The following is a 12,698-nucleotide window of genomic DNA, read 5'->3' as shown; positions in this document are numbered from 1 at the left end:
ATTAAAATATTGCGGTTCTTGGCTTGAATATTAAAGGACCAGAAACAAAACTGTATCTGGTCCTTTCGTTCTTCTTTAATATACGCCAACAAATGATATTGCCGGAGCAACTCTTGCATCATCAATATTAATAATAAGATTTGCTGTTTCAATTTCCTGTAAATCTATTATTTTTTTATAACCAATGGTTGTTCCTTTATAACATTCCTGCATAATTCCATCATTCTCATAGCTTACAGAAAAAGACTCTACTCTTTGACTAAGCGGAATAGCTTCCTTAATGACCAGATATGACACTTTTCTCGGTTTCTCCCATTTTATATTGATAGAGAGTTCTTTATCCCCCTCATCATTTACAAAATAAGAATCATAATCATCCATTCTTAATGCTTCTCCATTACTTTTCTCAGCATTTGAAGCAGAGAGTATAGATATTTCCGCATCCTGTAAAAGATTATGTTTAAAGGTATTCTCAATAAACTCGCCCAACTGTTTCAGATTTGCAGCATCTGTTTCATGGATACGGCCATTTTTCATCGGAGGAAGATTTAATAATAATGTGGTATTTCCCCCTACGGATTTTAAGTAAATGTCTTTCAGGTTCTCAAAGGAGCGGACCTGTCCGTCTTCTTCCTCATGATAGAACCAGCCTGGACGGATAGAAACATCCGTCTCTGCAGGGTACCATGCAAGCTCTTTTTCATTTGCAAGGCGTTCCCTGCTTCCAAGGTCTGTCTGGGTCTCGTCCAACGGCCGGTTCCGGAATTCTTCATTATCTTCCTGCTGGCTTAACGCTGCTGTGATCGCCGGATCAGTCATATCCTTTGCAACAACGCTCCATTCACTCGGTCTTACTTCCCCTGCCTCGTTTCCACACCATCTGATGTCCGGGCCTGAAATAGAAATCACCGCATTTGGCTGCAGTTCACGCATCACTTTATAATATCTCTGCCAGTCGTATTTCTGGACCTTTCCATTTGGTCCCTCACCACATGCACCGTCCAGCCAGATCACAAAGATATCACCATATTCTGTCAGCAGCTCTGTCAGCTGGTTCAGATAGTAATCGTCATACTCTTTTCCCTTTCCATAGCTGCTGTTGTTTCTGTCCCAGGGTGAAAGATAAACACCAAATTTAAGTCCAAACTCCCGGCACGCTTCGGCTGTTTCTCTGACAATATCCCCTTTTCCGTTTTTGTACGGGGAGTTTTTGATACTATGCTCGGTGTATTTGGATGGCCACAGGCAAAATCCGTCATGATGTTTGCATGTGAGGATCAAGCCCTTCATCCCACCCTCTGCTGCTGTTTTTGCCCACTGGCGTGCGTCCAGCTCTGTCGGATTAAAAATGGATTCCGGTTCTGTTCCATCTCCCCATTCGCTTCCGGTAAAAGTATTTACAGTGAAATGAATGAAACAGAAAAATTCCATGTTTTCATATGCAATCTGTCTTGCTGATGGTACAACCTGAACCAAACGTTTATCTTCTTCAAAACCTGTATAAAGCATAATCCTTCTCCTTTTTCACAAAATTCTATCAATATGTCTATCTATTTTCGAACATATATTATTTAATTGTCATTTTAATCTCAAAATCAAATTCTTCTGCATCCAGACGATACTGCTCTGATAATTCCGGCCCACAGCTGTTAGATCCGATTCCGTTCTGCGCATAATCCAGACATAAAACAGTACTTCCGCACGGCTGAAGCTCGTAGCTGTGTTTTTTTGTTGTCAGTTCTTCCTGTGTATATGGTGATGCATTAAAGGAGAATGTCTTTTCTCCTGCTGCTGCAAAAGTAAGATCTGCTCCTTTAAGGATCAGATAATCACAGTCTGTATGGCTTCCGTTTTCCTGCGGACGCAGATAATCTTCATGCATCTCATGAATTTCCGCACAATGTCTTCCATGATGGCCTGATCTCTTTTTATCTACATAACTTTCATCTGGTCCGATTCCATAGTATTCCGCATTGTCAAATTCTTTATCAAGAAACAGCCGGATTCCGAACCTTGGGAGCATCGGGAATTCCATATCCCTCTTCACGTTCATTTTTACACGGATTGCACCGTCCGGAGTTATGATCCATTCTGCTTTCACGTTCAGGATCCTCTGTACAGTAGGTGCTGAAACGCTCATGGTTCCTGTGATATGTACCTGTCCGTTTTCAATGTTGCAGAAGGTCTCATATGCTCTTGCATAGCTCTGGTCATAATGCGCATTCATCCATTCCAGTTTGATCTTACGGTCATTGTCTGTCGGAGCTCTCCAGATGTTCAGTTCCATTGGTCGATCAAGGATTTCTTTGCCATTTACGTTCAGTCCTTCAAACAGTCCTGTCAGGCGGTTAAATACATAGGTAGTTTTCTGTCCTGCATGGATTGTAAAGAATTTATCATTTTCTTCCACTGTAAGGATATCATCTGTTTCAGTTTCTGTAAGGAGCTCTGCTGCTTTCTGGTTTCTTCCATCTGCATTCGTTAAGAGAATCTCATCAAATCCCAGTAACGTATCCGGCTGCATAAGCGGTGTGCCATTTTTCAGATAATAGAATACTCTAAGATAACATTTTCCTTTGTCCGGAACAGAAACAGGAAGTTTGATTTTTCCTTCACCATGAGCCGGGATACTCTCATCCAGATTTATATGAGCTACATATTTAGCATCTCCATCAACGCTCATTTCATATATTAAATAAATGTAATCTTTTAAATCCACATAGTTCAGATAATTATGAAGTACAGCTTCACCTGTCTGCTGGTCATAATGAAGTACTCTTGCAGGTCTGTATATGTTTTTGTATTCTTTCAGACCGACATGTGGCTTTCTGTCCGGATATACCAGTCCGTCCATACAGAAGTTTCCATCGTGGATCTCTTCCCCGTGATCGCCGCCATAATAGTAAATTCCTTTTCCATTTTCGGCTTTTCCCTTATAAATCGCATGGTCGCACCACTCCCAGACAAATCCGCCGCAAAGTGCATCATATTTCTGGATAAACTGGAAATAGTCCTCCAGATCTCCAGGGCCATTTCCCATAGCATGGCAGTACTCTACCAAAAGGAACGGTTTTTCCGGATCCTTTTCCATATATTCTTCTATTTCCGAAAATGCCGGGTACATTCTTCCGACTACATCAATATTGGAATAATCATATTCCCTGTCAGAGCTCTGATAAAAAGCACTTTCATATGTAGTGAGTCTGGTAGGGTCAAATTCTTTTGTCCACTTTAAGGCTTCTTCAAAAGTACATCCGTATCCGCATTCATTTCCCATGGACCACATCACAATACATGGACGGTTCTTCTCACGGTATACACAGAGCTTTGTACGATCCATGGTAGCCGGGATAAAATCCGGATTGTTGGAGATGCGTTTATTCCAATGTTCTACTACATTATCCCATTCCTGGTTCTTCAGATACTGGCTCTGGGTACCATGGCTTTCGTTATCTGCCTCTGCGATCACAAAGAGTCCATATTCATCACACAGCTGATAGAAATACGGCGCATTCGGATAATGGCTGCTTCGTACAGCGTTAAAATTGTTAGCTTTCATCATCTTCAGGTCAAGGTCTGCCTGTTCAATACTGATCACAGCTCCTGTCACCGGATCGGAATCATGACGGTTGACACCATTGAACTTCACTTTTACCCCGTTGATATAGATTACGCTTCCATCTCGTTTTACTTCACGAAGACCAATCCTGTCAGTGATCACTTCTCCTTCAGTCTCAAATACTACCTGATAAAGATATGGAGTCTCCGGATTCCAGAGCTTCGGTTCCATGATTGTAAACACTGCTTTATGGGAATATTCCCCTTCAGCCGTTTCTTTAAATCCACCCGCTGCCACTGTGTTGCCATCCATATCCTGGATCCGGATGTTTACAGTTTCTGCTGCGCTGCCAAGAAATTTTGCACAGATCTCTACATCTGCTGTACTTCCCAGTAGTTTTGTAGTAGTGAAGTAATCATACAGAACTGCTTCCGGTCTTTTTAACAGATATACATCACGGAAAATACCGGTCATTCGGAATTTATCCTGGTCTTCCAGATAAGTACCATCACACCATTTCAGAACCAGCACTGCCAGTGTATTCTTTCCACTACGGATGTAATCTGTCACATCAAATTCACTGGTGCAGTGTGAAACCTGGCTATATCCCACATAACATCCGTTTAACCATACATAAAAGCAGGAATCCACGCCTTCAAAGTTCAGATATGCTTTTGGCGCATGTTCATCTTTTTCATACTCAAACTCATGAACATATGCCCCGCATGGGTTGTCCTGTGGAACGTATGGCGGATCAAGGGGAATCGGATAACGTACATTGGTATACTGATGCTCGTCATAGCCGAAATTCTGCCAGATCCCCGGCACAGGTATCTCCCCGAACCCATTTGTATCATAGCTTTCTTCATAAAATTTTTCCTGCAGGTCATAAATGCTCTCATAGAAACGGAATTTCCAGTTTCCATTCAGAAATTCTATTCTGTCCGATTTTTCCCTGTCATGTACGAGGGCTCCCATGCAGGCGGAAGCCGGTACATAGTAGGAACGGTATGGCATGGTATTCTCATGCAGCATGTTAAGATTTTCATAATGCTTAGGTATGATCATGTGATATCCTCCCAATACGTTTATTGTTTTGCTTTTGTCGTACTATCATTATACTTTTTTATTATAAAAAAATACATAAACAACATTCGACAAAACATGCACAAAATGTTATACTTATTACATAATAACCAACTATTTTTTAACAATATTTTGTAGAATCGTAAAATTGCACAATTCATATTGTTGTGTTTTGTGCAATATGACAAGGAGGACATTACTTGTATACGTTATCAGCATACTATCACAAATCCAGGGTAGATTTTATGGATAAAAAACATCCCCTGTTTATTGGAAGCTGCGGCACTTATCATCTATACACCGTAGAAAAGCTTCCTACCCACCGCCCGAAAGGCCGGCTTGATTATCAGCTTCTTTACATCGCATCCGGACGGGCACATTTTTATTTTGATGGAAAACCTACTGTTGTAGAAGCCGGCAATATGGTACTCTACCGTCCACGTGAGGAACAACGCTATTATTATGGAGCGGATCAGACCGAAGTTTACTGGGTTCACTTTACTGGAAATAATGTAAAGAACTTTCTGAGAAGATATGGGATTGCCGACGATACCCGCATTATTTATACCGGTATCTCCATTGAGTACAAAAATCTATTTATGTCTATGATCGAGGAACTGAATCTGCAGCGAATTGATTACGAGGAGATGCTGATAAATTATTTCACGATTCTCCTGATCAGCCTCCATAGAATAGCACTGCAAAAGCCACGTAAAAAGAACCTTCAGAACATGAACGATATGGAACAGGCTGCACAGTACTTTCGGATGCATTATAATAAACCTATAAGTATTGAGGACTATGCTGTTTCCCACAATATGAGTATCAGCTGGTTCATCCAGAACTTCCGTCAGTATGCCAATACTACACCTGCTCAATACGTGCAGTCTCTGAGGCTTACCAATGCAAAAATGCTTCTGGAAACGACCAATTATAATATCACAGAAATAGCCAACCTGGTCGGGTACGAGAATCCATTATATTTCAGCCGCTTTTTCCGAAAACAGTGTGGCATTTCCCCTTCACAGTTCCGCAAACAGCTGGTGCCGAATGCAGAAAGCTGTCCAAAATAAAACCAATCAAAAACGCTGGGAGCAATTCTCAGCGTTTTTGATTGGTTTTATTTAACATAATATTATGATACTTTTTTTACCTTAGAATTAATGGACATAAAGCCTGTTTCAGGATGTCGCGGATAAATATTCTTATACCTGTAAGTACTCAGCACGATCCCCATGAGTCCATAAGAAATTATGATACAGCTTCCTCCGGCTGAAAAAAACGGAAGAAATGTTATTGATTGCGGAAATACGCCAAGATTCTCAAGGACATTTATCAAAAAACTGATGAGAAATACAATTCCGCACCCGCATCCCATCATCATGCCCAGCTGATTTTTCTGTCGTAATGCAGTGTTGAAGACTGCAAAAATCAGAACCGCAAGAACACAGCACAAAAGTATAGCTGCAATTATTCCATATACAGATGACAGATAGGTCAGAATGTAATCCGCATTAAATGCTGGCAGGATTCCCGTTACATCTGATTTGCTTTTCCCGATCAGCTTATTTTGTCTCCAAAGTGAATGCAACATTTTTGTGAGATAGTCTGTTTCGCTGCCGCTGGAAAACATCGCCTGTATGCGCGCAATTTGATATTCCGCCAGCCTGTTTCTCAGGTACATACTCAGAAAAGCTGCTATGGGCGCGGTCAAAAACACAGCCCATATTCCACAGATAGTTCTTTTCTTTCTGACTGTAAACCAGTCCTTTTTGATTGCGATCGTCAACATAGTCAGCATAGTTACCAGCATCACACAAGCTGTCCTGAGTGCCGGCAGGCTGTAAACTAATATTACTGGAGCAATCAGCCATAAGATTGCTCTTATCAGTCCCTTATATCCCCACCCATGATATTTATATAAAATTGCTCCATATATGGGGACATAAAACAGCATCAGTTTTTGTACATCCATGCCTCTTCTGCCTCCTGGCAGTGATATAAAAATCCTTGCTCCGTTTACCTGGCCTCCTTCCAATATAACCAGCAAACAGACGGACAATAAAACAGCTGCAATTATTTTTGAAAATTTTGCCAGTACGGTATAGTCCAGCAGATACAAAATCATCATGACAGCCAGCCCGATCATAACATGAAACACATATCTGTCAGAACCGGCTGCCGCATTCTCACTGGCTTTTCCGGAAATCCCTGCATGTATCAGAACACCTGCAATGCTGATAAATATAATCATTCCCAAAAGTTTCCATGCAGCCTGAGGTCTGTGGATACTGTCAAGGGAGATTCCTGTTTCCACAGGATCCCCCATGTCTCTGACGGCTTCCTTCTCTGCCTGTTCATGATCCATGCCTGCCTTCATGTTTTCCGCAATCTGATCCTCCATATGATCCTGCAGTTCCTGTTTTATGTATGGTCTGGCTTTTGTGCAGCGAATCTGTTCCAGCAATAATTTCAGATATTCATCCATAACTCACACCTCCAGTATAAGCACATTGGTCACTGCTGCAGAATACTCTTTCCATTCCTCTATTTTCTTTTCAAGGAATCCTCTTCCCTGTCTGGTAAGGCTATAATACTTTCTGGTCTTTCCAGCTACATCCTGTTCATATACTGTCAGGAGTCCTTTCTCTTCCAGGCTGTGCAGCAATGGATAAAGAGTTCCTGCCTTCAGCTCAAATACATTCTGAGATTTTTGCCTCAGTGTGTCGATCATCTCATATCCATACATATCCTTTTCAGACAAAAGTTTCATTACAAGCATTGCCATACTTCCTGAAACCAATGCTCTTTCAATAGCCATCTGGTCCACCCCCTTCTTAGAATAAGTTATATATCGACGTTCTATATATCGGTTGTCTATATAATAGATTATTTTACGTTATTTGTCAATATATCAATAAGATTTATCAAAAATTTTATATTTTATATCTAATTTTTGATTATCCGCATAGATACTATACTTTCACGTATTTTGAAGTATAGAAAAACTATAGAAAATCATTCATTATACCACGATTTGCATTGTAGAACAAATGTTTTTTTATTTTGCAATTCATCTCCCACCTGTAGAGGAAGGAGAATTCTTGCTATATATTCTGTTAAATACCTTACGGCTGGACATGCTCTACGGAAAAGGCTTCCTTGCAATCCTCCCAATGCGTATTGTAAAGAACTTGATCATGTGGCCAACTGATTACATATATTTGAAAATATATAATCTTAGTGATATCAAATAAAAAACGCGAATATTCCAGTGCTTAATAAGCCACTGATATTCGCGTTTCTTATTATCCTAACCACTTGAAAGATGGATAGTATCTTACAACAGCTTTCCCCACAATCTGGTCAAATCGCACGAATTTATTTTTCCATGAACGTGAATCCTTCGAATCATTCCGGTTGTCACCAAGCATGAAATAACAGTTTTCCGGAACTGTATATGGACCATAACTTCCGATCATTTTCTCCGGAATGAAAGAGTCATCCAATGGAGTGGGTGAACCATCAATGTAAACTTTCCCATCCTTAATTTCCACTACCTCTCCCGGCAGTCCGATCACTCTTTTGATAAAAAGACGGCTTTCATCATCTGGATATTTGAATATTACAATATCAAATCGCTTCGGATCCTTGAACTTTTCAGAAATTTCATGACCGAACAAATTAAGATTGATTCCATACGCAACCCGAAAACCGAAAAGGCGGTCCTTCACCATAAGTGTTTTTTCCATGGAGGGTGAAGGGATTTTTGCGTTAATCAAAACAACATTGTTGATAACCAGGATAATCGCCACTACTATTACAAGCAATTTCACATAGCCTAACAGTTCACGCCAGATTTTCATGCTCTCCACCTCACCGTTCTTCATCATTCATATATCTGAACAATCTTTTGTCATATTTTGCTTCGCGATACCATCCAATTCCGATCATGACCACGCCTAATACAATGGTAACCGTTCTGGCCATTGTATCGGCTGAAAACAGGCAGCTAATTACAATTCCAGTTCCTGCACCTGTAAAAAAGTCAATAACAGACTTTTCCCGTTTCAATGATCCAAGAACTCTTTCTTTGTCCATGGTTTTTACCATTTTGGCATCTTCCTTTATTAAGACATCGAGAGAAATATCAAAACGGTTGCTGATGTCTATGAGAATCTGTAGATCCGGATAACTCTTTTCATTCTCCCAATTAGACACAGTCTGTCTGGTAACATGAAATATTTTTCCAAATTCCTCCTGAGTCAACGCCTTTTCTTTTCGTATTTTTAATATTTGCGTTCCAATATTCATATTTGCTCTGCTCCTGTTCTTCCAATCGTTTTTGCTTTCTCACTTGGATTATAAAAAAAATTCTGCTAAATGAAAAGCGATTTACCTTTTACAGCGAAAAAACAGGTATGCAAAGCTTTTTTGACATGGGATTTTTGAAAACAGATTCACGTTTCTCTACCTAATCTGAATCCTTATTTTATCACCGACAGGTGTCCAGCCAGATTCTGCAGTGATTTCACCTGTAGTTCCATCATATGCGCTTTCTTCGGTTCCATAATCTTCATCCGTTTTATCTGCTGCGTCGGTATTTTCTTTCTGGTCTGTATCGTCTTGAAGCCTTACTTCTGTGGGAGCATCTGCCCCTCCGATAATTTGAGTTTCAACCTGATTCTCTGCATCTGACGGATTTTTTTCCTCCAAAGTATCCTCCGGAACCTCTTCTACCTCTTCTGTAGTCTCACCAATTTCTACAAAATCGTCATCAACCCAGACAGTGTCTGCAGTAGCCATGTAAGGTTCTCTGGTATAAAGCTGTAATTCCAGATAATCGCTGTCAATATCCGGGAGCAAAAGAACCGGGCCGTCAGAATCCAACTGATACATGCCCCAGAAACTGGTTTTAAAACTCCATTGAGATTTACCATCTGCCGAATTGCTGCGCAGTTCATACTGTACCTGATTTCCTTTACTGTCTGTCCCCATAAGCATCATCTCATTACCATTATACAGCTTTTCCTCAAGTTCTTCCGGAATTTCTGCCTTAATTATACTTTGCAGTTTATTCATGGAAAAGTCTGTTAATTTTACGGTTCCTTCTTCTGTTTTAACAGAAACATCTTCCAGCTTTTTATGAACTGTCTGTTTCATAAGCTCCTCATGGGGAATAGAAAAATCAAACTCAAACTCTGCGAAATAATCTTCGCCAAGATTTTCATTTTGATAGGCACCGAGTACCAAATGTACTTCTGGATTTTCTCCCAAATCACCATCAAGGGAAAACCGGGATTCCAGAACAGCATCATAGACATTTTCATCCAGTCCAGTATTTAGCAAATCTTCGTCCGAATATGGCAGAAGGTGTCCGCTTTCGTATTCTTCAATTTTCTGTCCATTTATTGTAGTTTTCTGATAATCAATGTCAAGCTGTGTATTGGCAAAGGTCCAGTCATCCTGGACATCATCCGTGTCCTTTTGCCCGGAAGATGTTTTTTCTGCATGCACCTTTGTTAACAGAACTCCATTATCCAGAACAACTTCTTTTAATGTTACAGTAATTCCTTTGTCTTCCTTAGAGGTATTCAACACTTCCGTATAAGATTCAATGCCTTTTGGGAAACCAAGGGTTTCTCCTATGGACAATGTAATATTTTTTATTGCAGCCTGGATATGTGGATTAGAAAAGATAACAGAACCCAAGGTGACGATCACACAGGCAGCTGCTGCTTTGCTCCACCCTTTTGGTCTCCGGTTTTCCTTTTTTTCACTCCATTCCCGCTCTGCTTCCTCTATATATTTCGGATCAATATTACCAAATTCTTTTGAAAAATCAAACTTTTTCATATGCGTCCTCCTTCTTTTTCCAACAGTTTCAACAGCTTTTTCCGGTTTCTGTATAAATTCATTTTCACGCTTCCCGCTGACATATGATGCCTTTTGGATATTGCAGAAACAGGATCTAAAAACCAGTATCTTCGTACAAAAATATTTCTGTCTCTTGGAGACATTTCTTCCAAAAAACGATTTATGGTTTCCATCAGTTCTTTTTCTGCCAGCTGTTCTTCCACTGTATAAGTTACATTTAGCTGCTCCATTTCATCCATAACATCTGCCATATGAACATCTGGGCGCTTGCCTGCAAACTTTTTCCTTAAACGGTCAATACTAAGATTTCTTGTAATCCGACCGCAAAAATGTGCCAATACAGGAGGCTGCGTAGGAGGAATCTGAGACCATACTGAAAACCAGGTATCATTCAGACATTCCTCGGTATCTTCTCTATTCGCCAATAAATTCCAGGCAATCTTGTAGCAATAGGGGTGATACTTAGTACTCAATTCTATAATTCCATTCTCATCTCTTTTCAAAAACAGGTTTATAATTTCATCATCATTCATTTACAGGTTGTCCTCCGGGTTTCTTTAAGATAAAAGTCACTGTCCATAATCTGACCAGCAACAGATAAGGCGCCTTTTTGAATAAAAAAATTTCCATTCATATTATATATCGTAAAAAATAGTGGATGGTAACAAAAAAATTTAAATTTTTTCAGTTGAGATCCAAACTACAGTTTTGGTTTTCAGAAGATTACCTTTTAGGGGTAAAAGTAATGAAAAGCAGCCGATATTCTCATTTTATATATCATGAGATACCGGCTGCAACTGCTGTTATAAAATATTTAGTCCAATAAAACTCCCTCTATTTGTATTTTTTAGAAAAGATTTGCACGTCTAACTCATCACTGAAATAACGAGAATGTGACGCACAATTATTCAAGTCGTTGAGTCGCTCTTGAAAGCAAAACCGTATTACACTTGTAAAAAAGGTCTGCCACTTCTGCACTCAGATTTTTTTTGCAAGTGTAATATTCTACATATTCCTGAACTATCCTTATGGAGTAACATATCACTGATATGGACAAACAGATACCTTTCGACGATCAATCAGTCTATTAATTGTTTTAGTATCAACATCAAATTGAATCAATTTCTTTATATAACTTTATTAATTGCCTAAGCAAATTTTCATATTCTTTTATTGTCTCATCCGAATCAGACTCTTTTACTATATCCTTGTCATTTCGTAGATTAGAAATTTCAAATGGGTATTGGTTCAATAATTTGATTGTTTCTTTGCGATTTGGGATTAATTGATTTCTTTTATTATATGGAATCGCATTTATGCGCTCTCTTAAATTATGCCGCAGATTGTATGCAAGCCAGTCTGCCGTATCAAAAAAAGCACGATACTCATGTCCATATGCTTTCTCAAGGTTTCCTTTGATATAAGAATAGTAATCGTATCCTTCCGGCACTTTTTTGGTTGTGCTTGCAAAAATCCTTACAATATGATCATATGCATCCCGGTGCTCTTTTAATGGCTGAATCAATGCATCCCCATTTTCTGATATTTCTTCGGCTGTAAGTAGATAAATTTTGGTTTTTTGATGTAATTGATATATCTTTTTCCACAACAGCCCAATCTCATCGTTTTGCATCAGATTAAAAACATTTTGTTCAGCCATTTAAAATACCCCGCTATTGAATTAATGAATTTTTAACTTTGACTCCTTTTCCCTCATTACCAGAAACGATTTTTCATCTAGAATACGGTCACCAAAAATCCGCCAGGATCCACGTCGCTTTATTCGGTACGCTTTAATAGTGGAGATTTGTCCGTTTTCACAGTCTTTTGAAAAAAATTTCCTATATTTAAAAGTTTCTATTATCCCCCATAGAGTCCCTGCAACTATAAAAAAAGAAGTACTGCTACAGCTTCAATCATAAATATTCTCCTTATCATCCCAGTTACATGCATCGTCACAATCGGACTGCATCCCAAGGTCTTTTGGTTCGATCACATTTCTTACACTACTACCTGCACTATATTTTTCTCTTCTGTAAATTATGCTAAGATGAACAAATGTTTCTCTGTAAAGTAACAAAAGAATAAATCCAACAAATATACAGGATAGTAATATAACTCCTTTCCTAGATGCCACAGACTGCAATTGTGGATTTCCAAGGAAGCAAACTGCTGA

10 protein-coding genes are annotated in these 12,698 nt (G+C 39.4%); 1 reads left to right on the top strand and 9 read right to left on the bottom strand.

Features of this window, described 5'->3' with window-relative positions:
• Positions 1-75: 75 nt before the first annotated feature.
• Both DWW77_RS11405 and DWW77_RS11400 read right to left on the bottom strand, forming a co-directional pair.
• Complete coding sequence (locus DWW77_RS11405; protein ID WP_118608732.1) at positions 76-1,509, bottom strand: alpha-L-fucosidase; 1,434 nt, start codon at positions 1,507-1,509, stop codon at positions 76-78.
• Between the two features lie 58 nt (positions 1,510-1,567).
• Positions 1,568-4,627: a glycoside hydrolase family 2 TIM barrel-domain containing protein gene (locus DWW77_RS11400; RefSeq protein WP_114002668.1), complete on the bottom strand. Its 3,060-nt coding sequence runs from the start codon at positions 4,625-4,627 to the stop codon at positions 1,568-1,570.
• 218 nt (positions 4,628-4,845) lie between these two features.
• Here DWW77_RS11400 and DWW77_RS11395 point away from each other — a divergent pair, with 218 nt between their 5' ends.
• Positions 4,846-5,718: a helix-turn-helix transcriptional regulator gene (locus DWW77_RS11395; protein WP_055066332.1), complete on the top strand. Its 873-nt coding sequence runs from the start codon at positions 4,846-4,848 to the stop codon at positions 5,716-5,718.
• Positions 5,719-5,780: 62 nt separating this feature from the next.
• Here the strand turns inward: DWW77_RS11395 and DWW77_RS11390 are convergent, their stop codons facing one another.
• From DWW77_RS11390 to DWW77_RS11355, 7 genes are all read right to left on the bottom strand, one after another.
• Positions 5,781-7,133 carry an FtsW/RodA/SpoVE family cell cycle protein gene (locus tag DWW77_RS11390; protein WP_118608731.1) on the bottom strand — a complete coding sequence of 451 codons (1,353 nt, stop codon included), beginning with the start codon at positions 7,131-7,133 and terminating at the stop codon, positions 5,781-5,783.
• 3 nt (positions 7,134-7,136) lie between these two features.
• Positions 7,137-7,466 (bottom strand): PadR family transcriptional regulator, encoded by a 330-nt coding sequence (locus DWW77_RS11385; RefSeq protein WP_055066334.1) that lies wholly within the window; start codon positions 7,464-7,466, stop codon positions 7,137-7,139.
• Between the two features lie 487 nt (positions 7,467-7,953).
• Positions 7,954-8,511, bottom strand: coding sequence for a signal peptidase I (gene lepB, locus DWW77_RS11375; protein ID WP_118608741.1), 558 nt, complete (start codon positions 8,509-8,511; stop codon positions 7,954-7,956).
• Between the two features lie 10 nt (positions 8,512-8,521).
• A complete protein-coding gene (locus tag DWW77_RS11370) occupies positions 8,522-8,959 on the bottom strand; it encodes a helix-turn-helix transcriptional regulator (protein ID WP_118608730.1) in 438 nt (145 codons plus the stop codon).
• A 156-nt stretch (positions 8,960-9,115) separates the two neighbouring features.
• Positions 9,116-10,501, bottom strand: a complete 1,386-nt coding sequence (locus DWW77_RS11365) for a DUF4179 domain-containing protein (RefSeq protein WP_118608729.1) — start codon at positions 10,499-10,501, stop codon at positions 9,116-9,118.
• Entirely contained in the window at positions 10,498-11,055 is a 558-nt protein-coding gene (locus tag DWW77_RS11360; protein ID WP_118608728.1) for an RNA polymerase sigma factor, read from the bottom strand. The genes DWW77_RS11365 and DWW77_RS11360 overlap by 4 nt, the downstream gene beginning before the upstream one ends.
• Positions 11,056-11,630: 575 nt before the next feature.
• Positions 11,631-12,182: a hypothetical protein gene (locus tag DWW77_RS11355; RefSeq protein WP_110103543.1), complete on the bottom strand. Its 552-nt coding sequence runs from the start codon at positions 12,180-12,182 to the stop codon at positions 11,631-11,633.
• Positions 12,183-12,698 lie beyond the last annotated feature (516 nt).

Origin of the sequence: Ruminococcus sp. AF17-12 (assembly GCF_003479245.1) — a bacterium.
Taxonomy (GTDB): Bacteria; Bacillota; Clostridia; order Lachnospirales; family Lachnospiraceae; genus Blautia_A; species Blautia_A fusiformis.
Note: the sequence above shows the minus strand (reverse complement) of the source record. Positions and strands in the feature narration are given on the sequence as shown.